Origin of the sequence: Nocardiopsis gilva YIM 90087 (genome assembly GCF_002263495.1) — a bacterium.
In the GTDB taxonomy this organism is placed as follows: Bacteria; Actinomycetota; Actinomycetes; order Streptosporangiales; family Streptosporangiaceae; genus Nocardiopsis_C; species Nocardiopsis_C gilva.
On record NZ_CP022753.1, the window covers coordinates 155,151 to 176,589 of the forward strand.

General features: G+C 69.5%; 23 protein-coding genes and 1 riboswitch. Of the genes, 6 read left to right on the forward strand and 17 right to left on the reverse strand.

Annotated features, from left to right (window positions below; genetic code table 11):
* Window positions 1-2 precede the first annotated feature (2 nt).
* The 7 genes from CDO52_RS00975 to CDO52_RS01000 form a co-directional block, all read right to left on the reverse strand.
* Window positions 3-407: a hypothetical protein gene (locus CDO52_RS00975; protein ID WP_017619553.1), complete on the reverse strand. Its 405-nt coding sequence runs from the start codon at window positions 405-407 to the stop codon at window positions 3-5.
* Window positions 404-610: a hypothetical protein gene (locus CDO52_RS00980; protein WP_017619554.1), complete on the reverse strand. Its 207-nt coding sequence runs from the start codon at window positions 608-610 to the stop codon at window positions 404-406. The genes CDO52_RS00975 and CDO52_RS00980 overlap by 4 nt, the downstream gene beginning before the upstream one ends.
* Entirely contained in the window at window positions 607-756 is a 150-nt protein-coding gene (locus CDO52_RS27050; RefSeq protein ID WP_017619555.1) for a hypothetical protein, read from the reverse strand. The genes CDO52_RS00980 and CDO52_RS27050 overlap by 4 nt, the downstream gene beginning before the upstream one ends.
* Window positions 747-950 (reverse strand): hypothetical protein, encoded by a 204-nt coding sequence (locus CDO52_RS00985; RefSeq protein ID WP_152471683.1) that lies wholly within the window; start codon window positions 948-950, stop codon window positions 747-749. Before CDO52_RS00985 ends, CDO52_RS27050 begins: the two co-directional genes overlap by 10 nt.
* Window positions 950-1,576, reverse strand: a complete 627-nt coding sequence (locus CDO52_RS00990) for a hypothetical protein (RefSeq protein WP_152471684.1) — start codon at window positions 1,574-1,576, stop codon at window positions 950-952. The genes CDO52_RS00985 and CDO52_RS00990 overlap by 1 nt, the downstream gene beginning before the upstream one ends.
* Window positions 1,577-1,642: 66 nt before the next feature.
* The gene (locus CDO52_RS00995) at window positions 1,643-1,939 is read right to left on the reverse strand and encodes a helix-turn-helix domain-containing protein (protein ID WP_017619558.1); all 297 of its coding nucleotides are present in this window, start codon (window positions 1,937-1,939) and stop codon (window positions 1,643-1,645) included.
* Window positions 1,939-2,181 (reverse strand): helix-turn-helix domain-containing protein, encoded by a 243-nt coding sequence (locus CDO52_RS01000; protein ID WP_017619559.1) that lies wholly within the window; start codon window positions 2,179-2,181, stop codon window positions 1,939-1,941. The genes CDO52_RS00995 and CDO52_RS01000 overlap by 1 nt, the downstream gene beginning before the upstream one ends.
* Window positions 2,182-2,363: 182 nt before the next feature.
* Here CDO52_RS01000 and CDO52_RS01005 point away from each other — a divergent pair, with 182 nt between their 5' ends.
* Both CDO52_RS01005 and CDO52_RS01015 read left to right on the forward strand, forming a co-directional pair.
* A complete protein-coding gene (locus CDO52_RS01005; RefSeq protein ID WP_152471685.1) occupies window positions 2,364-2,786 on the forward strand; it encodes a helix-turn-helix domain-containing protein in 423 nt (140 codons plus the stop codon).
* 1,113 nt (window positions 2,787-3,899) lie between these two features.
* Window positions 3,900-5,666 (forward strand): site-specific integrase, encoded by a 1,767-nt coding sequence (locus CDO52_RS01015; RefSeq protein ID WP_017619561.1) that lies wholly within the window; start codon window positions 3,900-3,902, stop codon window positions 5,664-5,666.
* Here the strand turns inward: CDO52_RS01015 and CDO52_RS01020 are convergent.
* A complete protein-coding gene (locus CDO52_RS01020; RefSeq protein ID WP_017619562.1) occupies window positions 5,626-6,699 on the reverse strand; it encodes a ribonucleotide-diphosphate reductase subunit beta in 1,074 nt (357 codons plus the stop codon). The genes CDO52_RS01015 and CDO52_RS01020 overlap by 41 nt on opposite strands.
* 52 nt (window positions 6,700-6,751) lie before the next feature.
* The gene (locus CDO52_RS01025; protein ID WP_017619563.1) at window positions 6,752-9,301 is read right to left on the reverse strand and encodes a ribonucleoside-diphosphate reductase subunit alpha; all 2,550 of its coding nucleotides are present in this window, start codon (window positions 9,299-9,301) and stop codon (window positions 6,752-6,754) included.
* 158 nt (window positions 9,302-9,459) lie between these two features.
* Window positions 9,460-9,710, reverse strand: a riboswitch (cobalamin riboswitch).
* 98 nt (window positions 9,711-9,808) lie between these two features.
* On the opposite strand from CDO52_RS01025, the gene CDO52_RS01030 reads away from it, so the two are divergent.
* Entirely contained in the window at window positions 9,809-10,453 is a 645-nt protein-coding gene (locus tag CDO52_RS01030) for an HAD family hydrolase (protein ID WP_017619564.1), read from the forward strand.
* 86 nt (window positions 10,454-10,539) lie between these two features.
* Here the strand turns inward: CDO52_RS01030 and CDO52_RS01035 are convergent, their stop codons facing one another.
* From CDO52_RS01035 to CDO52_RS28505, 4 genes are all read right to left on the reverse strand, one after another.
* Window positions 10,540-11,097, reverse strand: coding sequence for a hypothetical protein (locus CDO52_RS01035; RefSeq protein WP_198345813.1), 558 nt, complete (start codon window positions 11,095-11,097; stop codon window positions 10,540-10,542).
* A 56-nt stretch (window positions 11,098-11,153) separates the two neighbouring features.
* Window positions 11,154-12,890, reverse strand: coding sequence for an NYN domain-containing protein (locus tag CDO52_RS01040; protein WP_094932160.1), 1,737 nt, complete (start codon window positions 12,888-12,890; stop codon window positions 11,154-11,156).
* Window positions 12,891-13,128: 238 nt separating this feature from the next.
* Entirely contained in the window at window positions 13,129-14,754 is a 1,626-nt protein-coding gene (locus tag CDO52_RS29030; protein WP_269769165.1) for a hypothetical protein, read from the reverse strand.
* On the reverse strand, window positions 14,715-15,986 hold the full coding sequence (locus tag CDO52_RS28505) for a sigma-70 family RNA polymerase sigma factor (protein ID WP_232524359.1): 1,272 nt from the start codon (window positions 15,984-15,986) through the stop codon (window positions 14,715-14,717). The genes CDO52_RS29030 and CDO52_RS28505 overlap by 40 nt, the downstream gene beginning before the upstream one ends.
* A 411-nt stretch (window positions 15,987-16,397) precedes the next feature.
* On the opposite strand from CDO52_RS28505, the gene CDO52_RS01050 reads away from it, so the two are divergent.
* A complete protein-coding gene (locus tag CDO52_RS01050; protein ID WP_017619570.1) occupies window positions 16,398-17,021 on the forward strand; it encodes a hypothetical protein in 624 nt (207 codons plus the stop codon).
* Between the two features lie 395 nt (window positions 17,022-17,416).
* Here CDO52_RS01050 and CDO52_RS01055 read toward each other — a convergent pair whose 3' ends face one another.
* Together CDO52_RS01055 and cutA are read right to left on the reverse strand one after the other, a co-directional pair.
* Entirely contained in the window at window positions 17,417-18,010 is a 594-nt protein-coding gene (locus tag CDO52_RS01055) for a hypothetical protein (RefSeq protein ID WP_094932161.1), read from the reverse strand.
* The gene (cutA, locus tag CDO52_RS01060; protein ID WP_094932162.1) at window positions 18,007-18,384 is read right to left on the reverse strand and encodes a divalent-cation tolerance protein CutA; all 378 of its coding nucleotides are present in this window, start codon (window positions 18,382-18,384) and stop codon (window positions 18,007-18,009) included. Before cutA ends, CDO52_RS01055 begins: the two co-directional genes overlap by 4 nt.
* Window positions 18,385-18,438: 54 nt before the next feature.
* On the opposite strand from cutA, the gene pyrE reads away from it, so the two are divergent.
* Window positions 18,439-18,972 (forward strand): orotate phosphoribosyltransferase, encoded by a 534-nt coding sequence (gene pyrE / locus CDO52_RS01065; protein WP_017619573.1) that lies wholly within the window; start codon window positions 18,439-18,441, stop codon window positions 18,970-18,972.
* An 84-nt stretch (window positions 18,973-19,056) separates the two neighbouring features.
* Here pyrE and CDO52_RS01070 read toward each other — a convergent pair whose 3' ends face one another.
* Together CDO52_RS01070 and CDO52_RS01075 are read right to left on the reverse strand one after the other, a co-directional pair.
* Window positions 19,057-19,428: a hypothetical protein gene (locus tag CDO52_RS01070; RefSeq protein ID WP_017619574.1), complete on the reverse strand. Its 372-nt coding sequence runs from the start codon at window positions 19,426-19,428 to the stop codon at window positions 19,057-19,059.
* A gap of 178 nt (window positions 19,429-19,606) precedes the next feature.
* Complete coding sequence (locus CDO52_RS01075) at window positions 19,607-19,993, reverse strand: RodZ domain-containing protein (RefSeq protein WP_017619575.1); 387 nt, start codon at window positions 19,991-19,993, stop codon at window positions 19,607-19,609.
* A gap of 331 nt (window positions 19,994-20,324) precedes the next feature.
* Between CDO52_RS01075 and fbaA the strand changes: the two genes are divergently transcribed.
* The gene (fbaA, locus tag CDO52_RS01080) at window positions 20,325-21,347 is read left to right on the forward strand and encodes a class II fructose-bisphosphate aldolase (RefSeq protein WP_017619576.1); all 1,023 of its coding nucleotides are present in this window, start codon (window positions 20,325-20,327) and stop codon (window positions 21,345-21,347) included.
* Window positions 21,348-21,439: the final 92 nt, after the last annotated feature.

Consider the following 21,439-nt stretch of genomic DNA (forward strand, 5'->3'; position numbering starts at 1 on the left):
CCTCACCGCCTCCTCGCACGCGCCTGGCGGCGAGTGCGCTCGGTCCCGGGACGCGGGTCAGGGCCGGGCGAGACCCGCCTAAGCAGGAAGTCAGTGCGTACCCACGCGCGCCACGTCCCGTACTCGGGATGGGTGAACTCGACGAACACGGCCGACCCGTGGCCGGGCTTCCGCGAGTTGCCTTCGCCCGGCCGCCATGTGCCAGCGATCTGGGACGGGACGAGGCACCACGCGGTGTCCCCTCCGGTGGACAGGCACGGCACCCCGGCGGCGTCGTCGAAGGCGACGACGCCGCGGCAGCCGGTCTCGATGTGCGTGACCTCGGTACCCAGCGGCCAGACCTCGGCGAGGCGGGTGACGGACCGGCGGACGGCAAGCGGCGCCGGGTCGGGAGTTTTGGCCCTCATCGGTCTCTCCCGTCGTGGAGAGCGACGGTGACCCCAATCCCGACGGCGGCGGGATCGATGGTGTCCCACGCGTGGCTGCCGCCAGTGGTCTCGTAGCGGACCAGCAGGCGGCCGTCCGCCAGCACCTCGTCGACAATCCCATGGAGGGCGACGTCGACACGGTCACCGACGGCGGCGTCGGGGGCGTGCGTGTGGCGGATCATGACGTCACCTCGTCGATGTGCTGCAGCACCGTCACGGCGCTGGCCGTCGCTTCCCGGGCGTGCTCGTTGACCTCGGTCGGCACGACGACCTCGGGCTCGGGCTCCTGTGTTCGGCGCGGGGCACGCCGTGTGCGGATCAGTCGCATGGCGCCTCCCCGGAGCCGTCGGCCTCCACGAGGCGCCATCCGGCCTCGGCCAGATCGCGCCTCAATTCATCGAGGTCGGTCGGGCGAGCGACGCTGCCCATGGCCACGCGGCCGTCGACGGTGTAGGCGACCGCGTACAACGTGTCGCCGCGCGTACTGGGGATGGGGCGAATGGTCGCGACGCGCTCAGCCATCACGCCACCTCCTCGCCTACCGCAGGGTCCTCGGCGACCGGCTGTTCGTCGGCCTCGCGGGGCCCGTCGGCCTCCAGGCGGAGTTCGGCGCCGTGGACGGTGGCTGTGGCCTGGTAGTAGGCGCGGTCGTCGGTGGTGAGCAGCGGGTTGGCGTCGACGTCGACGCCCAGGGCATCGGCCCATGCCCGCAGGGCGTCGACGCCCCTGCCTCCGCCCCAGAAGCGGGCACGGAGGAGGTTTCCGTCGGCGTCGACCAGCCATTCCGGTGCCGGCAGATCGTGGTGCTCACCGGCCAGGCGGAGGGCGACGCGCAGGAGGCGGGCCTGCTGGTCGGCGGGCGGCGGAACCGCCTGGGGCGGCGTTTCGCCGCGCGCGTGGGCGAGAAGTATCCGGATCTCGCGCGCGTTGATCTCGATTCGGTCGGCGTCGGCGTAGGCGGCGTCGGCCTCGTCTTGGAGGCCGTGAGCACGGCACTGCGCCCGGTACCTGCGGCTCTCCAAATGCTCTGCTTCATCGGCGAGCAATTCGAGCGTGGTGTCGCTGATTCCGTGGATCACTTGTGCTCGACGCTCTCCGTCCCGTTCGCCGAGCCCGGTGCTCGCGCTGGAGGGGGTTACTATCGCCATGGCCCTGGACTCCTAACTCGTAGGGCCGCGCCCCTGTCGGCCATCGCCGACGGGGGCCTTCATGTGTCAGGCGGTGATGCGGCGCGCCCTGAGCGGGCGCACGGTGGGGTCGGTCGAGGGAGCCGGTGGCGTCCTGCGGCGCCGGGGGCCGGTAGAGCGGGCGGGCGGCTGCGGCGCCTTCTTCACGGGTTCGGCGGTGAGGGCGAGGATCTGTTCCAGATCGGAGGCGGTGAAGCGGTACTCGCCGCTGATCTTGTGGAACGGGATCCGGCGGGCCTTGGCCTGGTCGCGGAGCCACGACGGCTTGCACTTGAGGATCTGAGCGGCTTCGTCGACCCGGTAAACGGTGAGATCGTCGGCCATCACGCCACCTCTTCAGCAGTCGTTTCAGCCTGTTCAGGCGTGACTTCGAGGTCGGCGTCGACAGCGGCGAGGGCCTGTTTCATGCGGGCGTACACCGTGGGAGACGGCTGGTGGCGCCCCTGCTCGATGCCGTAGATGGCCCACTTGCTCAGACCGGCAGCGGCAGCGAGGGCGACGACCGAAAGGCCGCGGCTCTCCCGCAGGCGTCTGAGCTTGGCCCCATCGACCTTGATGCTGATCATAGGGCCAACATAGTCCAATGTTGGTGTATCTGGTAGTCCTACTCGCAGGTAATTTAGTTTTTATTGGTTCATGTTGGATACTCCGAGGTCAGCATTATGGGAATATCCAACAATCACCAGGTGAGGAAATCCTTACCTGCGTTAGGTTGGCCTATGTTGGAGAATCTTGTAGCGTTTGATTCGTGGATAGTGACACAGAGCGTCGAAGCCGACTCGGACAGTTGATCGAAGACCGCCTCAACCACCTCGGCATGGAGTACGCACAAGCGGCACGCCTCGCCGACGTGAGCGTCGAGACGCTCGCCAAGATCCGCCGCGGCGTGCGCGCGCGACCCAAGACCTACAGGCGGATCGAGCGCGTCCTGGGCTGGTCAGTCGGAGCCTGCGATGTGGTTATCGCCGGTGGGACTCCTCAGCTCCAAGACGATGGGCAGACGCAGCGGAGGTCGCTCCCGATCTTCGATGACCCCATCGAGCAGGCGGTGTGGGACATCGACGCCCCCGAGGATGTGCGCCTGTACTTCATCGGCGCATACCGGCTGCGCGATCAGCTTCAGCCGCTGGTGGACGCGTGGCGACGGCAACAGAACGAGGAAATAGCGTGACACACCGTAGCGAAGATAACGGAGGGGAAAAATCCGCGAGAATCATGGGAAAAACTCCTGACCCAGGGGGAGGATGCGTGCACGGGGTCTGGAGTGATGGCCATGGAAGTGCTTGTGGGAGCACTGAGCGTAGTGCTCATCGCGCTGATCATCCTGTTCGCCAAGCTGGCGATCTGCTCCAGGCATGCGGGCCGGCATTTGATCACACTCACCTCCCGCATTGCACAGCTCGAAGCCGCCGCCGAGCGCGATCGGGTCGAGCGAAAGCTTCCTCCCCCTCCTTCATCCCAACGACCCGACTGCAAGGTCCCCCGCAAGTCCACTCGCCTGCGCATCTTGCGCGGTGGGTCCGCCGGGGCTGGCGTCATGGCGGCTAGCGGGTGGCTCAGGGATTCCTTTACCGCCCAGTCCGCAGCGTCCGTCGCGAGCGTGGCACTGGCCGGGGGCCTCGGCGGGATGCTCTATGCCGATCAGCCCCACATCTCCGACCAGGAGCGCGACGAGCCGACGATCTCGACAATCCTCCCCATGCCAGAAAGGCCGATAACGCTCGAAGCGACGGCATCCCCCCGGACAGCGTCTGACGAAGCGGACGAGCCCCCGGCCGACAGCAGCACCCCCAGCGACGAAGTTGATGGGGCGACCAGCGAGACCGCAGTAGAAGAAGTCACCGAGCAGGAGGCTGAGCCAGCGGAGATCGCAGGCGCGAGCGAGGACCAAGGTGTCACCTCTCCGCCGGCCAGGCAGGACCCTTCCCCACAAGACGGGGATAGGGCACAGCAGGAGCCACCGACCAGCCAGCCACCGGCTGACGATGACGTCCCCTCCCCCGACCGTCCCCGCGGCCCGCAGCAACGACCGCCCAACCATCCGGGCCGTGGCCCGGATGGCACCGGGCCGCCGGGACTCACGGGGCAAGGGTCCGGAGCTTCGAGTTCAAGCGCCAATGGGGTGAGCCTGCCCAGCCTCGCCGAGGAGACGGCCGCGGGCGCACTCACCCTGTGCGCCCGCGTCGACCTCCCGGCGCCCAAGCCGGTGTGCCGGTAGACGCATCAAGAAGAAAGCCCCCTCCGTTCGGAGGGGGCTCCCAATCACAGCGAGAAGGATACACCCATGCCCTATCCCGAGAAGCGGTGGTCCAAGAAGGACGGCACCTTCTGGACCGTCCGATACCAGGCGGCCGACGGCAGCTGGCCCCGAGCAAGTCGTGATGACAAGGGCGAGCGCTGGCGTACCAAGCGCGACGCCGAGAAGTGGGCGGAGGACAAGGAAGCCCGCATCCGCATGGGCTTGGATGAGGAGTCCGCCCCGTCGGTCGTCGAGGCCGCCCGGCAAGCCCGCAAGCAGGAAGGGATCACACTCGGCGAGTGGGCCGACGAGTGGTACCCGAAACAGGACGTCGGTATCTCCCACATGCGCGGCCTTCGTAACGACCTGGAGCTCCACCTCCTTCCCCACCGGCCCGAGGGCCGCGACCAGGCTTGGGACGAGACGCGACTCCTCGATATCACCGCAGAGCAGATCCTCGCGTTCAAGCGAGTCAAGCGGGCCGCCGGCTACGCCGAGTCCACCATCCGGGGCTACTGCTCGACTCTCTACACGATGCTCGCCGACGCGATCGAGGCCGGGCACATCTCTGCGAACCCCGCAGCGACCAAGGCCAACCGAGGAAGGCGCAGCGGCACCGGCACGCGCAAGGGGAAGCGCGGAAAGCAACGCGTGACCACCGACGCGCTCGGTGCGCTGCTGCTGTCGGAGCGGATGGCGCTGCTCTCCGGGCGCGATGAGGAGTTCATCTCCGGGATCACCATGTACAACTCCGGCTTGCGCTTCGGTGAGCTGATCGGTTTGGAGCGGGAGTTCTGCCGCCCTGCCGAGCAGATGATCCGGGTGGAGTGGCAACTGTTCGAGATGGAGGGTGACTGGCACCGGCAACCGCCCAAGGACGACTCCTACCGGGACGTTCACATCCCGGAGTTCGTGTGCGAGCTACTGCGGCGCCAGCTCGCCAGCATCCCGCACAAGCCGACGAAGACGTGCGCATGCTTCAGGCCACCGACCGTTCACCGGTTCCTGGTGGCCGCGCTCAAGCGGCGCGGCGCCTGGTCGGAGGAGATGAAGACCGCGGTCCTCACTCACGCGCAGGACAGGTCTCTAGCGGAGCTCGGCATCGACCCCGACCTCGCCGATCGGTTCAACGGCGACTTCATCCGCGGCAGCGCCGCGCCGCCCCACAAGGGCGGGATCCACGTCTTCAGCGCCCAGTCCGGCTCGCCCCACCATCGACGAGGCTCCTACAAGCCGTGGCTCATCGGTGCCGCCTCCACCGGTATGTACCCGCCGAGGAAGAACAGCCAAGAGGAGTCTCCCGACGGGCACCCCGTGCCGCTGCGCGCCGAACCGTGGCCGGGGATGCCCATCCGCGGCAGGAACCCGCGCAAGAAGACCGAGGTGCAGTGGGTGCCGATCGCGCCGGGGATCACCCCGCACGGGCTGGCCCGCCACTCGCACAAGCGGGCGATGATCGAGGGGGATATCCCCGAGGTCCTCCAGCACGAGCGCCTGGGCCACGAAATGGGCGGCATCGGGGCCGTCTACAGCCAGGTGACCCCGGCGATGATCGGGCAGCTCATGGAGCTGCTGACGCGCAACTTTAGGGAGTCCCTGTACCAGCGCGCGAAGATGCACCCGCACTCACCGGTGACGGTCCTGGACGAGCTGCTGGAGCCCTACCGCAGGCGTCCGCACCGCGCCCCGACCAAGATCATCTCCCAAAATTCTCCCAAAAACGGGGTCCGACCCCTCCGCAGTCTGAAGAGCCGAACCCCGTCACAGCAGGTCAATCCCAGTCCAGACCCCCACCCGTCTGATACTCAATAACTCTCGTCTCGAAGAAGTTCTTCTCCTTCTTCAGGTCCATCATCTCCGACATCCACGGGAACGGGTTCTCCGTCTGGCCGAAGATGGGGGCCAGGCCGATCTGTTCGGCGCGGCGGTCGGTGATGAAGTGCATGTACTCCTCGCACAGGTCGGCGTTGAGGCCGAGGATGCCCCGCGGCATGGTCTCGCGGCCGTAGGCGACCTCCAGCGCGCAGGCCTCGGTGAGCATGGTGCGGACCTCGGCCTGGAACTCCTCGCTCCACAGGTGCGGGTTCTCGATCTTGATCTGGTTGATCACGTCGATGCCGAAGTTCAGGTGGATCGACTCGTCGCGCAGGATGTACTGGTACTGCTCGGCGATGCCGACCATCTTGTTCCGGCGGCCCAAAGACAGGATCTGCGCGAAGCCGGTGTAGAACCACATGCCCTCGAAGATCACGTAGAACGCCACGAGGTCACGCAGGAAGGCCTGGTCCGCCTCCGGGGTACCGGTGCGGAAGTCGGGGTCCTCCAGGTTCTGCGTGTACTTCAGGGCCCAGGCGTCCTTCTCCGTGATGGAGGGGACCTCCCGGTACATGTTGAACAGCTCGCCCTCGTCCAGGCCGAGGCTCTCGCAGATGTACTGGAAGGTGTGCGTGTGCACGGCCTCCTCGAAGGCCTGGCGCAGCAGGTACTGGCGGCACTCGGGGTTGGTCAGCTGCCGGTAGACCGCGAGCACGATGTTGTTGGCCACCAGGGACTCCGCCGTGGCGAAGAAGCCCAGGTTGCGCTTGAGCATGAGGCGCTCGTCCTCGGTCAGGCCGTCGCGCGACTTCCACAGCGCGATGTCGGCCTGCATGGCGACCTCGGTCGGCATCCAGTGGTTGTTGCAGCCCGCCAGGTACTTGTCCCACGCCCAGGTGTACTTGAGCGGGAGCAGCTGGTTGACGTCGGCGCGGGCGTTGATCATCGACTTGTCGTCGACGCTGACGCGGCCGCCGTCGCGGTCGATGGCGCCGAGGCCGGTGGTGTCGGGCTCATGGGTGGTCGTCATGTGGTGATTGGATCCTTCGGAACGTCTGCTGAGGGCGGCTGCGGGCAGTTCTCTACTGGCAGGCTTCGCAGTCGGGGTCGTCGATGGAGCAGGTGGAACCGGCGTCCGGGTCCAGTTCCGGGGCGGTGGAGGGGGTCCCGGCTGCCGAGGTGGGGGCCGGTGCGCTCGCCCCCGGCGACACGGCCGCCGCAGGGGACGGCGAGGGGGCAGCCGTGGGCGTCGGAGTGGCGGCGACCGCGTTCAGCTTGCCGTCGGTGCCCTTCAGCGTGCTCTTCTCCACGTGCGTGGCGCTCTGCGAGCGCAGGTAGTACGTGGTCTTCAGGCCCTTGCGCCACGCACGCCGGTACAGCTCGTCGAGCTTCCGGCCGCTCGGGGCCGCCATGTAGAGGTTCAGCGACTGCGCCTGGTCGAGCCACTTCTGCCGCCGGGACCCCGCGTCGACCAGCCAGGAGGGGTCGACCTCGAACGCGGTCGCGTACAGGTCCTTCAGGTCGTCCGGCACGCGGTCGATCGCGCCGAGGCTGCCGTCGTAGAGCTTGAGCTGGGAGACCATGTCGTCGTCCCAGAGGCCGCGCTCCTTGAGGTCGCGCACCAGGTAGGGGTTGACGACGGTGAAGTCGCCGGACATGTTCGACTTCACGAACAGGTTGCGGTAGATCGGCTCGATCGACTGGCCGACGCCGGTGATGTTGGCGATGGTGGCCGTCGGGGCGATCGCCATGACGTTGGAGTTGCGCATCCCCACGGTGCGCACACGCTCCCGCAGGGTCTCCCAGTCCAGCCGGGCCGTGGTGTCGACGTCGAGGTCACCGCCGCGCGCGTCGTCCAGCAGCTGCAGCGAGTCGATCGGCAGCACGCCCTTGCTCCACAGCGAGCCCTCGAAGGTCTCATAGGCCCCGCGCTCGGCGGCCAGCTCCATCGACGCGGTGATCGCGTGGTAGGAGATGAGCTCCATGCTCTCGTCGGCGAACTCCACCGCGCCCTGCGAGCCCATCGGCAGCCGCAGCCTGAACAGCGCGTCCTGGAACCCCATGAGGCCCAGCCCCACCGGCCGGTGGCGCATGTTGGCCCGCTCGGCCTCGGGGATCGTGTAGAAGTTCACGTCGATCACGTTGTCGAGCATGCGCACCGCCGTGTGCACGGTGCGGCGCAGCCGCTCGGCGTCGATGCCGTCCTCGGTCACGTGCCGGGCCAGGTTGACCGAGCCGAGGTTGCAGACGGCGACCTCGTCGGCGCTGGTGTTCAGGGTGATCTCGGTGCACAGGTTGGACGAGTGCACCACGCCGCTGTGCTGCTGCGGCGAGCGCAGGTTGCACGGGTCCTTGAAGGCGATCCACGGATGCCCGGTCTCGAACAACATGGTGAGCATGCGCCGCCACAGGTCGACCGCGCGCACGCGGCGCCACACCTTGATCTCCCCGGCCTCGGCGGCCCGCTCGTAGGCGGTGTAGGCCTCGGCGAACTCGGCCCCGTAGAGGTCGTGCAGGTCGGGCACCTCGTCGGGGGAGAACAGCGTCCACTCGCCGTTGGCCTCGACCCGCTGCAGGAACAGGTCGGGCACCCAGTTGGCGGTGTTCATGTCGTGCGTGCGCCGCCGGTCGTCACCGGTGTTCTTGCGCAGGTCGAGGAATTCCTCGATGTCGATGTGCCAGGTCTCCAGGTACGCGCAGACCGCGCCCTTCCGCTTTCCTCCCTGGTTGACAGCCACGGCTGTATCGTTGGCGATTTTGAGGAAGGGGACGACGCCCTGGCTCTGGCCGTTGGTGCCCTTGATGTGGGCGCCGATGCCGCGGACCGGGGTCCAGTCGTTGCCCAGGCCGCCGGAGTACTTGGACAGCAGCGCGTTGTTGCTGATGCCGTGGAAGATCGACTGCAGGTCGTCGCCGATGGTGGTGAGGAAGCAGGAGGAGAGCTGGGCGCGCTGGGTGCCCGCGTTGAAGAGGGTCGGGGTGGAGCACATGAAGTCGAACGACGAGATCAGGCCGTAGAACTCGATGGCCCGCGCCTCGCGGTCGTCCTCGTTGAGGGCCAGGCCCATCGCGACCCGCATGAAGAAGGCCTGCGGCAGCTCGTAGCGGGTGCCGTCGCTGTGCAGGAAGTAGCGGTCGTACAGCGTCTGCAGGCCGAGGAAGGTGAAGTCCAGGTCGCGCTCGGGGCGCAGGGCCGCGCCGAGGCGGGTGAGGTCGAAGGTGGCGAGGCGGGGGTCGAGCTGGCCCAGTTCCACGCCGCGGGCGATGTAAGCCGCGAGGTAGTCGGAGTAGCGCTCGGCCATCTGGGCCTGGTCGGCCTCGTCGAACGCGCCGGAGAGGAAGGTCAGCGCCTCCCGGCGGAGCTTGTCCAGCAGCAGCCGCGCGGCGACGTGGGAGTAGTCGGGGTCAGCCTCCACGAACGTGCGAGCCGCCATGACCAGCGCGAGTTCCAGCTCGTCGGAGGTGATCCCGGGGTAGAGGCCGCGCCGGGTCTCCGCGATGACCTTGTCGGCCGACACCCCCGTCAGCCCGGCGCAGGCCTCGTGCACCACCTGTCCGACCCGCTCCATCGGATCGCTCGCGGGGTTCGCGTGCGCGGGCTCCGCCGCGGCAACGTCGAGATCGAGGGTCATGGTGGCTCCAACCAGGTAGACGACAACCGGTTGGGGTGTCGAAGGACGGCGCGCACCAGCACACAGGGGAGGGTTCGCCCCGCGCCCCTCGGCGCGAGGTCGTCGTACTCCCTGATTCGCGGCGGCCCGCCCTCGAGGCCCCGTTGCAGTGCACGTCGGACGCGTGCACGCCGATGGCAGGTCTTCGGACTCGCGGGCGTCGGAGGACGGCGTGACCCGTGTCCTCCACCTACCGGCCATCGGCTTCCCGGGGGTCATGGCGTGGCGCCCAGTGCCGTGGGGATGGCGTTCGTTCCCGCTCACCGCTGCGGGGCAGTCCCGGACTCGCACCGGGTTCCCTCTTGCCTCACCCGCGTCGAACGATCAGAACGCCTCGACCGCCGGGTGAACCATCAGCGGGAGAGATACTACATCTAGTGGCGCCCGGCCGGGAACACCTCAATATAGGGGTGTGTCGCGGTGAATTTTCGGTCGCGGAGCGTGCGGGGCCCGTGGTACACGAGGGGGATGAGCTACCTGCACGTGTTCGACATGGACGGCACCCTGCTCAAGGGTACGAGCGCGAGTCTTCAGATCGCACGGGCGACCGGCACGGAGGCGGAGCTGCGCGACCTCGAACGGGCCTTCGCCAGCGGCGAGATCGACACCCGCGCCTTCGCCGCCGCGCTGCCCGAGGTGTGGCCCATGCTCACCGACGACCACGTCGCAGGGGTCTTCCGCAGCGGCCCGTTTCTCGACGGAATCGCCGATGTGTGCGGGGATATCCGCTCCCGGGGCGAGCGCTCGATGGTCATCACGATGTCGCCCGACTTCTACGCCGAGCGACTGTTCGATTTTGGCTTCGATGAGGTGGTGGCGTCCCGGTTCCCGGCCCTGCCGTTCACTGAGCCACCCCTGCCGGAGAACATTCTCACTCCCGCCGACAAGCCGCGGATCGTCGAGGAGGCGCGCCGACACGCGGGAATCGCGCGCGAGCGGTGCGTGGCCTACGGGGACTCCATGTCGGACGCGGCGCTCTTCCGGCACCTTGCGCACTCGGTGGCGGTCAACGCCGATCACCACCTCGCCGACATCGCCGGGGCGCACTACAGCGGCGGGAGCCTGGTCGATGCCTATGCCGAGGGCCGGGCACTGCTCCGCCCTTGTCGTTGATCTCGGAGATATTGGGGTCAAAATCGCTCGTGAGACCCCAATATCTCCGAGATCAACGGGGGAATCGGCGACGTCGTCTGCGGCGGCTATTCGTCGTCGAGTAGCCGGTCCAGGGCGTCTTCCGTCAGGCCCAGGTCCATCCGGATCCGGAAGCGCGTCCGCACCAGTTCCATGAGCAGGTCGTGCACATAGGCCGACACGTCCTGGTGCCGGAACCGCTCCACGCCCAGGGTCGACCAGTCGTGCGCCCCCGTCAGGTCGCCGTGGGCCTGCAGGGTCTCGGCGATGGTGATGTAGGTGGGCAGATTGCGCGGCCCCTCTTTACGCAGCCGCTCCAGCTGCGCGTAGGCCGCGTCGATCTCGTCGAGCTCCAGCAGCGCCCCCGCCAGGTGGGCGCGGGCGTCGATGACGGTGATGCCGCCGTCGTCGATCGCCCGCTGGTAGGCGGCCGTGGCCCGCTCGAACTCCTGGGCCATCTCCCACTGTTCACCCGCGCGGACGAAGAGTTCGGCGCGGGAGATCTCGCTGTCGGACTCGACCCGGTTGGCGAGCGCGATGAGCTCGCGTGCGACATCGGTATGGTCGCCGGACTGGACCGCCCTGAATTCCAGCCGGTCGAGATCGGCTGTGGTCACGCGGGTCACTGCCAGCCTCCCTAGGTCCCTCTTCGGTCCGCGCCGTGCCCCGGATCCGTGACACCTCAGCCTCGGGCACGTTCCAGGGCACTCCAGAAGCCGTTCCGCAGCGCGTCGCGGACTTCGTCGCGCAGCAGGAAGTCGATCGGCAGCGCCGACCCCTGCAGCAGGCGCGCCTCCAGGTCGGACGGCATCCGCGGACGGCTCGCGAGCACCGCCTCCAGCCACAGGGTGGGGGCGTCGCGCGCGATCGACTCGGCGAAGTCGTTCCCCTCCTGGCGCGCGGCATTCACCGCGTCGTCGATGGAATACGCCGATGCCGCTCCGGGCCCGACGCGCCCCACACCCGGGGGTGTGGGGGCGTAGGGACCGTGAGCGGTCGGTTGCTCGGGGCGGGGGCCAGCACCGGATCCGGGTCCCGGACGGGGTCCGTGGGAACCGGAGAATCCGGATTCAGTTTCCGTGCTGGCCCCATAGGTAGGGTTTGGGCCGGTATTACCTCCGTACGCCGGATTCTCGCCGGTGTGCGACCGGTACCGGGGGTCGCGGGGGTCCGGCCCCGGAGGCGGTGTTCCCCGGCCGGGTGGGGCGCCGCGCTCGTAGCCCTGCGCGCCGCCGCCCATCATCGGGTCGTGGTGGGGACCGGTCTGATGTGGTCCGGCCGGGTGCGGCCCCTGCTGGTGCGGTCCTTGCTGGTGGGGGCCCATGGGGTGCCCTGGCGGGACCCCGTTGCCCTGCGCGGGACCGCCGTAGCCGTTCTGCACGACGTCGCGCATGCCCGGGTGCGCCCCGGTGCCGCCGCCGGGTCCAGCGGGTCCGGCGGGTCCGCCGCCGGTGGCGCCGAAGCTGGGCTGCGGACCGGTGGGCGGGTTGGCCATCATCGACTGCTGGCCGCCGGTCGGCTCCTCGCCGCGTCTGCGCTGCGGCGGGGCGTACCCGCCGGACGGGAACCCGTTGACGTCGATGGGCCCGGAGGGGTTGGTGCGGCCGGAGTCCGTGCCGCCCTGCGGGGCGAGGTGGTCGCCGCCGCGCTGCTGGGCGATGCTTTGGCGCATGGCGCGCAGCTGGTCCATGGCGCTGCCGGTCATGGCCTGCTGCGCCCCGGTGGAGGCGAACATGGCCTCCATCCCACCCGTGTTGCCGACCGCAGGTTCGACCCTGGAGGCGCCGGTGTGCGCCGTGACCGGGCGGCGCGTCACCTCGGGGCCGCTGTGCGAGCGCCCGTTGGTGAGCGGGGTGGTGGTCTCGGCCGACTCGTCGCCGGTGGCCGAGAGGAGATTGACATACGGGCGCAGGTGCCCGGCCCCGATCTCGATGAGGTCGTCGCACTCGCGGCGGAGCGCCCGCGAGATCGTCCAGTTGCCCTCGACCGAGATGTGCACGACGGTAACCCTGACGCCGAGGTCCTGGACGTCCGACACGACCTGCGCCATGTCCTCGTCTCCGCTGACCAGGACCGCTTCGCACAGCACTCCCGTGCGCGCGAGCGTGGTCAGGTCCCGTTGCACGTAGCTCTCGACGCCCTCCCGTCTGCCGGGACGGATACGCGCGGCTCGGAACTTGATGCCGGGAATGTCCGCGATGCCGTCCTGCTCCTGGGTGCGGCGGCCGTCGGCCGTCGCCTCGTACCAGTAGCAGCGCAGCAGAGGGAGCCCCGTGCGGTCACGCGCCACCTCGTTGAGGAGCTGAACGAGTCCCGCGTAATCCCATGACACGGAGTCCCGGTTCCGGGTTCCGTGCACAGCCATCGCACCGTCGGCAAGGAGGTAGCCGGCGTCCACGAACAGCGCGCAGCGATCCACGCGACACCGCCCCTTCCCATTGTGCTGGTCACCCGGACCTGGGGGCATGTACCGGGTCTATCCAACGATCGGCCCTCGGCCAATAGACAGGCCGGGCCACAGCCTAACCAAGTCTGTCTCGGTTTGCGTGCCCCCTCCGACACCCGTGGCCGGATGATCACCCTCGGTTCACGCGTCCTAGCTGCGCGGATTCCGATGCCGCACGGAGATCTGCGGTTGTTTGCTCTCGGGCCTGTCGTCATGTCCGCATCGGCGCCGTCACGGCCACCGCGCCGGCCAGGTACGCGTCCTGCCGGGTCACCAGCCGGACCTCCGGGTCCCGCGGGAGAACCGGGTTGAACCGCACGACGTCGGTGCCGAACGCCAGCGGCGGGCCGACGGCACCGCGCGCGGAGCTGGCGAAGGCGTTGTTCGGATCCGCGTCACCGCCCTGCGGGGTGAGCGCGGTGCCGTCCAACAGCACCTGGTCGCCCGGAAGGTCGGCGTCCCCCTCCCAGGCGACGACGTCGACGGTCGCCGGGACGGCGGCCGGAAGCAGTCCGGCCAGGGGGAAGCGCATGCCCTGGTCGTCGTGGAAGACGGTCTGCGACGCGTCCAGCACCATCGCCTGGTTGTAGGTCTCGGCCGGGTCCTCCAGGACGACGACCATGCTCCAGCCCGCGTAGGTGCTCGTTCCGGTCTTCGTGGGGACGTCGGCGACCCACCACTCGCCCCCGCCCTGTGCCCGCACGATGTCGGTGATGTCGGCGAACGCCTGGTAGGCGGGGTAGCCGGGCAGCCTCGCGCGGCCGACCTCATCGGCGCGCACATCGATGTAGGAGTCCGCACCCGGCCCGCGCAGCTTCGCCGTCGCCGACGCGGGGGACCGGCCCGAACCGGAGAAGTACAGCCCGGCCCAGCGGACCGCGCCGCCCTCGGGCAGCGACCACCGCGCCGAACTGGACATCTCCGTGCCCGGGTCGTCGTCGAGGTCCATGGGCCGCATGTCCCACATGTCGTTGTCGCGGAACTCGCCCTCGCGCTGCAGCGCACGCGCGCACTCGCCGCTCTCGGAGGACTCGCCGATGATCTCCTCGATCGTCTCCTCCGCCTCGTCCTCGGCCTTGTCGTCCACCGAGGTGTCGATGTCCTCGTCGTCGGGGGAGGGGGCATCGGGAGTGGGCGCGGGGCTGGGAAGTGCGGAGGGGGACTGCGATGTGGAGGGCGACGGGGGTGGCGCCGCTGGCGCGGAGGGACCGGCGCTCGACGCGGGTGCGGGCACGGGGTCCGGGGCGGCGGGTGCCCGCTGTTCGTCGGCCTCGGGGGCGGTGGAGGCAGTCGAGCCGCTGGGAGAGGCCGGAGCGGCCGGGGGCGCGGGGGTCACCTCGCCGCCCGGCTTGTTCACCACGATCGGCCACCACGGCCAGGGGCGCCAGCGATCGTCATCGTCCACGCAGGTCAGCAGCGCGTTCCCGGTGCTCTCGGTGCGCACCTGCCCGGCCGCGGCGTAGCGGGCCGGTTGGCCTCCCCGGTCGACGCCGCGCGAGCCGGCCGCGGTCGCTCGGGCGTCGCCGGAGCTCACGGTCATGTGCGGGGGGTCGCCCGCTGTAGCGCGGGGAGAGACGACGACGTCGAGGTATTCGGTGGTGCGCGCACCGGCGTCCAGACCGGATCGGACGCACTTCCCGCCGTCGGCGGTGGCGGTGCAGCTCCAGCCGCTGTCGCTGGGAGCGAAGGGGGCGGCGTTCCCCCGGCGCCCGCTGGCGCGGAGGGCGACGCCCGGAGGCAGATCGACTTCCGCGACGACGTCGGCCTCGGCGGAGTCGCCGCGGTTCGCGACGCTGATCACGATGATCCCGGTGCGGCCCGGCACGAGCGCGCCCACCGGGTCGATCCGGGGCGAGGTCGGGGACGCCGGCTTCCGGCGGTTCCACCGGCTCGTCGGGCTCGGGCGGCGACGGCGAGGGGGCGGGCGTCGGCTCCTCCGACACAGGGGGGAGGATCACCGGCGGGTCGGGGGCGGGAACCTCCGGGGCCGCCACTGGCGGCGGAGGTGTGGGGGCCGCGGGCCCGGGGCGCCGGTTCCTCGGCGTCAGGGGCCTCGGGCTGCGGGTCCTCCGGCTGCGGCCGGTCCGGCCGCGACTCCGGCGGCTCGGCCGCGACCGGCGGCTGGTCGGGCGAAGGCGGGACCGTTTCGTCGTTGCTGACCAGGGCGATGACCGCGGCCGCCGCGACGGCGGTGGCCGCCGCGCCCGCGGCCGTGGCCTGCTGCTGGCCCCGGGACATCCGCCCCCACCAGCCCGCGGACAGTGCCCCGCCGGGGAGCGACGCGAGGTAGCCGGCCGCGGCAGGGCCGGCGAACAGCGGGAGGATGATGCCGGGCAGGCCGAAGTTGACGTCCATCAGCTCGGCGTAGACCTCGCGGCACTCCGCGCACTCGTCGAGGTGCCGGTCGACGGTGGCGGTGTCGCGTTTGCCGAGCCCGCCCCGCACGTAGGAGCCGAGCAGGCCGAGCGCCGGGCGGCAGCTCTCCGCCGACGCCTCGCCGGAGAGGTGCATCTGCAGGTATTTCTCGCGCAGGCCCTCGCGGGCGCGGTAGGCGAGCGCGGCGACGTTGTTGGGGGTCTTGCCGAGGATCGTGGCGGCCTCGGCGGGTTTGACCCCTTCGATCTCCGTGTACCAGAGCACCGACTGCCACTCGGGGCGCAGCGCGAGGAAGGCGCGGGCGATCAGCGACCGTTCCAGCCCCTGCAGGGCGGGGTCCACGAAGGGCTCGCCGCGGTCGAACTTCTCCATGTCGTCGGTGACGACCTGGCGCTTCTCGCCGCGGGCCCGGTCGTAGACGGCGTGCCGGACCGCGGTGAGCAGGTAGGGGCGGAACCCGTCGTCCGGTCCGCCGCCGCGCTGCACGACGCCGAAGACGCGGGTGAAGGTCTCGGCGACGACGTCGTCGACCTCGGCCTCGCCGCGGACAAGCTGGCGGGCGAGGCCGCGCGCCGCGTCGATGTGCCGCTCATAGAGGGTGGCGTATGCGGCGGTATCTCCGCTACGGACCCTTTCGAGAAGCTCGGCGTCACCGATAAGTAGCTCGGTGTGATCGCCTTGCGGTTCCGTCATGCGTTGCCTTTCCGCTGCGTCCGGATCCCGTGTCCAACCACCGGTGCGGCCCTCCGGCGCCGCCCGCTGGACGCCCCGCACCGCCGAGGTTTCACGCCTCGGCGCCGACCTCCCGAAACGCCCCGCAGAAGGCCTGAGAAAAAAATATCTCGAACTCGCGTCATAACTGCCACCTACGGCTGTCTTTACGGGTGAAGGCGCTCGGACGGGCCCGCCGAAACGGGGGCGCGGGCCCGTCCGGCAGCGTCGGACCGGACGGCGCCAAACGGCGAAGAGACAGGATTGGGGATCGAAGTGGAGGGCTCTGAACTGGTGAAACGGATCATATCCAGTCGCCGGTTGCGCGAGCTCTGGTGCCTCCGTAGTCGGGAGACCGGGTGGGATCCGCCGGATGACTGGTGGACCCCGGCCGTGGAATCTCTCTGCGCGGCGGCGTTCGAGGGAACCGACATGTCGGCGGCATGCGTACGTTTCGGACAGGCCAGAGCACGGTCCGGCACCTCCATCGGTGCGGCGCTGACCGACTTCGCCGCGCTGACCGACGTCCTCGGCTGGTCGGCTCCGCCGCTGGACCTGGTGACGTCGGTGGCCGAGGGGTGGGTCGACGGCGGGCGTTCCCGCGACGACTGCCAGGACCCGCTCACGGGCCTGGCCACCACGGCCTATCTGCGCACCCGCTTGGGCGAGGTGTACCGGGGCAGTGGGCCCGAGGCGCACCCCTCCGCCACGCATGTGCTGATCCTCGTGGCGCTGGCCTCGGGTATCGACCCGTGGCGGCGCACCGCCCGGCTGATCGTCCTCGGTCACGAGCTGCGCCAGGTCTTCACCCAGGGCGAGTCGATCGCGCTGCTCAGCCGCGGCCGCATCGCCGTGCTCGCCCCGCTCTCCCCCCACCTGGACGAGCGGGTGCGGCGGCTCCGCGACGAACTGTGCCTCGGCCATGAGGCCGACGTGTGGACTGTCGCCCTGCCCGACGATCTCGACCACGCCCTGACGTTCCTCAACGAGGTAGGGAAGCCACCGATGAGCGCTTAGAGACCAATTTCCCCCGGCACCGCCGAGGTCGCGCGGCCCCGTTTGAGGGGGCGGGGCCCGGCATCGGCGGTCCGCCGACCGGACGCGACTCGCTGAGGGGGCGAGCGTGTGGGTCGGCACTCGCCGGAGCCCTGCTCCGGCGAGGGGTTACCGGACGGTTGCTGGAGCGGTTTTCTGGCCCTCCTCGACAGGGCGACCCTCCAAACCGACTGGTAATCAAGGGAATGCTGCTTCGCGGCATTCCAGGAGGCGCGTCCGCTTGGGGAGGCGGGCGCGCCTCCGCCTTGTTCGTCCATCGGCCGGTCCCCCGTTGATCTCGGGAAAGTGCGCCGAATACTCGCGAGTATTCGGCGCACTTTCCCGAGATCAACGGAATGGAGAGGGGCGGGGCCGCCCTACAGGCGGCGGGCGAGGTCGAGCAGGGTGTCGGCCTGTTCCGCGGCGGAGGCGCCCGTCGCGTCGGCCACCGGCCAGTCGCGCAGGACGGCCAGCCGGGAGCACACGGCGTAGCGCTGGTCGGTGAGCAGGTAGCCGCACGGAGCGTCGGGCCAGTCCTGCACCAGGGGCAGCGGCTCGGTGGAGAACCCCGGAGGACGGCGCGGCTCGGGGGCCACGGGGGTGTCGGCCGCCCGCGTCTGGGCCGCGACGAGTTCGGCCCGGGTGGGCGTTCCCGGCTGCGGGAGCCAGGCGTCCAGCAGCACATAGCCCGCGACGTGGCGATGGGCCGCCCGCTGCGCGGCCCCGATCTGCGGGATCAGCGGGCCCGCAGCGCCTTCCGCGACGAGCACGAGCGGCGTCGTGGGGGCCGCGTCGGCGATCTCCAGTGCGGCGCGCGCGATGTAGCGGGCGGCGTAGGGCGGCCGGTCGGCGTCGTCGATCGTGGGGACCACGACCTGCGCGCCGTGCTCGGCCAGGCGCGCGGGAATCTCGCCCCACCGCTCCGGGGTGAACGCCGGGTCGTGCAGCAGGACCAGGGTGATCGCGGTCATTCGTGTGTGGCGGGGGTGGAGGGCATGGTGGGCTCGGCCCGGCGGGTCTCGGCCACCACCCAGTCCAGGTACTCGGGATTGCCGCCCTCGACGGGGACGGCGATGATCTCCGGCACGTCATAGGAGTGGGCCTCGACCAGGTGGGCGGTGAGGTCGTCGAGCCGGTCGCGGCTGGTCTTCATCACGACCATCCACTCCTCGTCGGCGCACACCTCCCCCTGCCACCGGTAGTGGCTGGTGATGGGGCCGCCGACCTGGGCGCAGGCCACGAGCCCGCGCTCCACGACCGAGCGCGCCAGTTCCACGGCCGAGGCCCGGTCGTCCGTCGTCATCTCCACCCGCACCGGCACGGCGTGGGTCATCGATTCCGCCATTCCTACCTCTTGGCTGCTCAGGATGGTGATCGACAGGTCCTAGGCTCAGTGGTCATGAGCGATCGTTCGGACCTGCTTCGACACATCAACGATAAGGCCGTGGTGCGCGGCAAGGTCACCCTGTCGTCGGGCCGAGAGGCCGACTACTACGTGGATCTGCGCCGGGTGACCCTGGACGGCGAGAGCGCGCCGCTGGTCGGGCGCGTGCTGCTCGACGTCACGGCCGACCTGGACTACGACGCCGTGGGCGGGCTGACCCTGGGCGCCGACCCGGTGGCCACCGCGATGATGCACGCGGCGAGCGCGCGCGGGCAGCGGCTGGACTCCTTCGTCGTGCGCAAGGCCGGCAAGGCGCACGGCCTGCAGCGCCGCATCGAGGGTCCGGACGTCGCGGGCCGCCGCGTCCTGGCGGTGGAGGACACCTCGACGACCGGCGGGTCGGTGCTGACCGCCGTCGAGGCGCTGCGCGAGGCCGGGGCCGAGGTCGTCGGCGTTGCCGTCATCGTCGACCGGGGCGCGCGGGACAAGGTCGTCGGCGAGGGGCTGGAGTACCGCACCGCGTTCGACGCCTCCGACCTGGACGTCTGAGACGCCTGAGGGACGTGTGGCGCGTGAGCGCACGGACGCCGTGGGGGCGCTGGCCGGCCAGCGCCCCCACGGCGTCTCCGTCCGTCAGTGAACGTGGCTCCACTTGGACGGCTTCTCACCCTTGAACTTCAGCTTGAAGTGGTAGGCGTGCGGCACCTTGTGCAGTTTCTCGGGGTCCTTACAGCCGCCGGAGTTCCACCACTCCTTGCTGGAGGAGTCGACGACCCCGTGCGGGCTGAACCGGTCGCACCTTGTGTCCTTGATGTACATCTTGTACTGGCCGGCCATGCGGACGTAGCCGACGCGCTTTCCGCCCTCGTAGGCGTCGATGCGGTTGTGGCTGTACTTGTAGGTGACGTGCGGTTCCATCTCCGCGAAGGCGGCGGCCGGGGTCAGCAGTGCGCCCACGATTCCGGCGGCAGCGGCGGCCCGGCCCATCTCGCGCAGCAGAGTCATGTTCGTCTCCCTCGGTGATGCGATCGGCGTGGTCGGCGTGTGACCACCAGACGAACACAAACAGTAATCTTGGCACCACTCAAAGCAATTACCGTGAGGGTGTCATCCCGGGATTTTGCGCACTTTGGACCATCGGTCTACGTGGCCGAACACGGCGGCGGGAGCGCGGAGGCGGGGATCAGGGCGCCTCGGCGCTGAAGGTGTAGCCGGGCTCCTCACCGGCGATGTCCTGCAGCTCGCCGTTGACGTAGACCTCGACGGCGTCCGGACTGCCGATGGTGACGTCGAGGGACGGCTGGTCGAAGCTGACGTACTGGCCCTGCTCCATGGTGACGTCGGTGAGGACCTCGCCGCCGGGGATCCGCACGAGCACGTCGCTGGAGTCGCCGATGACCTTGACGTAGAGCATCTCCATCTTCGCGGTCTCGGATCTGGCGTCGGCGGAGGTCCCGGCGCCCTCGGAGACCACGCCGCTGCCGGCGTTTCCGGGCAGTGACCGGTACAGGAAGTACCCGCCCAGCACGACGAGGGTGATGAAGAGCACGACCGCACCCACGATGGCCACGATCTGGCCAACGCCACGAGGATCATTGCGATGTCGTCCCACGCTGCTGAATGTAGCGTGAATCACCCCTGACAATCGACGTCGGGTGGGCACAGACCCGCATCAATCGCGGATTTCACCACTCACCGCAATGCGAAATCTACGAATTGTCCACATATTCATCATATGATCCGATGCATTTAACCCGGCCCATGCACTCTTTGCAGGGGTGACGTCAATTTGGACTAGACCCCATACCGGCCGTCCGACTTCGTAATACTGGCTGCAACGCACCAGCGGGCACACCGCGGGGCGGTCCGACGAAACACCAGGTCAAGCAGGGAGTCACACCATGCCCATCGCGACCCCCGAGGTCTACACGCAGATGCTGGGCCACGCGAAGGCCCAGGGCTTCGCCTACCCGGCCATCAACGTGACCTCCAGTCAGACGCTCCACGCCGCGCTGCGCGGCTTCGCGGAGGCCGAGAGTGACGGCATCATCCAGATCTCCACCGGCGGCGCCGAGTTCCTGTCGGGCGCGACGGTCAAGGACATGGTCACCGGTTCGGTCGCCTTCGCGGAGTACGCGCGCATCGTCGCCGACAAGTACCCGGTCAACATCGCCCTGCACACCGACCACTGCCCCAAGGACAAGCTCGACGGCTTCGTCCGCCCGCTGCTGGAGGTCTCCAGGGAGCGGGTGGCCAAGGGCCAGGAGCCGCTGTTCCAGTCGCACATGTGGGACGGTTCCGCGGTCGAGCTGGAGGAGAACCTGCGCATCGCCGACGAGCTCCTGGCGAAGTCCAAGGAGGCGCGGACGATCCTGGAGATCGAGGTCGGCGTCGTCGGCGGCGAGGAGGACGGCATCGTCGGCGAGATCAACGAGAAGCTCTACACCACGCCGGAGGACGCCCTGCGCACCGCCGAGGTGCTCGGCCTCGGCGAGAAGGGCTACTACATGACCGCCCTGACGTTCGGCAACGTGCACGGCTCCTACAAGCCGGGGTACGTCAAGCTGCGTCCGGAGGTGCTGCAGAAGGCGCAGCAGGCGGTCGGCGAGAAGTACGGCCGGTCCAAGCCGTTCGACTTCGTCTTCCACGGCGGATCCGGTTCCACCACCGAGGAGATCCACTCCGCCATCGACTACGGCGTGGTGAAGATGAACATCGACACCGACACGCAGTACGCGTTCACCCGCCAGATCGTCGACCACGTCATGAAGAACTACGACGGCGTGCTCAAGATCGACGGCGAGATCGGCAGCAAGAAGGCCTACGACCCGCGCTCGTACGGCAAGGCCGCCGAGGCCGGGATGGCCGCCCGCGTCGTCGAGGGCTGCCAGCACCTGAAGTCCGCGGGCAACAAGCTCAAGTAGCGCCCGCGAGCCGCTCCTGAGGTCGGCACGGCCCCCGTTCCGCCGCCGGATCGGGGGCTTCGCCGTGCCCACTGGGCCGACGCTGGCAGGAT

Coding starts and splice junctions, on each gene's coding strand:
- CDO52_RS00975 (WP_017619553.1), bottom strand. CDS start 407: ATGAGGGCCAAAACTCCCGACCCGGCGCCGCTTGCCGTCCGCCGGTCC.
- CDO52_RS00980 (WP_017619554.1), bottom strand. CDS start 610: ATGATCCGCCACACGCACGCCCCCGACGCCGCCGTCGGTGACCGTGTC.
- CDO52_RS27050 (WP_017619555.1), bottom strand. CDS start 756: ATGCGACTGATCCGCACACGGCGTGCCCCGCGCCGAACACAGGAGCCC.
- CDO52_RS00985 (WP_152471683.1), bottom strand. CDS start 950: ATGGCTGAGCGCGTCGCGACCATTCGCCCCATCCCCAGTACGCGCGGC.
- CDO52_RS00990 (WP_152471684.1), bottom strand. CDS start 1,576: ATGGCGATAGTAACCCCCTCCAGCGCGAGCACCGGGCTCGGCGAACGG.
- CDO52_RS00995 (WP_017619558.1), bottom strand. CDS start 1,939: ATGGCCGACGATCTCACCGTTTACCGGGTCGACGAAGCCGCTCAGATC.
- CDO52_RS01000 (WP_017619559.1), bottom strand. CDS start 2,181: ATGATCAGCATCAAGGTCGATGGGGCCAAGCTCAGACGCCTGCGGGAG.
- CDO52_RS01015 (WP_017619561.1), top strand. CDS start 3,900: ATGCCCTATCCCGAGAAGCGGTGGTCCAAGAAGGACGGCACCTTCTGG.
- CDO52_RS01020 (WP_017619562.1), bottom strand. CDS start 6,699: ATGACGACCACCCATGAGCCCGACACCACCGGCCTCGGCGCCATCGAC.
- CDO52_RS01025 (WP_017619563.1), bottom strand. CDS start 9,301: ATGACCCTCGATCTCGACGTTGCCGCGGCGGAGCCCGCGCACGCGAAC.
- CDO52_RS01030 (WP_017619564.1), top strand. CDS start 9,809: ATGAGCTACCTGCACGTGTTCGACATGGACGGCACCCTGCTCAAGGGT.
- CDO52_RS28505 (WP_232524359.1), bottom strand. CDS start 15,986: ATGACGGAACCGCAAGGCGATCACACCGAGCTACTTATCGGTGACGCC.
- CDO52_RS01055 (WP_094932161.1), bottom strand. CDS start 18,010: ATGACCGCGATCACCCTGGTCCTGCTGCACGACCCGGCGTTCACCCCG.
- cutA (WP_094932162.1), bottom strand. CDS start 18,384: ATGGCGGAATCGATGACCCACGCCGTGCCGGTGCGGGTGGAGATGACG.
- pyrE (WP_017619573.1), top strand. CDS start 18,439: ATGAGCGATCGTTCGGACCTGCTTCGACACATCAACGATAAGGCCGTG.
- CDO52_RS01070 (WP_017619574.1), bottom strand. CDS start 19,428: ATGACTCTGCTGCGCGAGATGGGCCGGGCCGCCGCTGCCGCCGGAATC.
- fbaA (WP_017619576.1), top strand. CDS start 20,325: ATGCCCATCGCGACCCCCGAGGTCTACACGCAGATGCTGGGCCACGCG.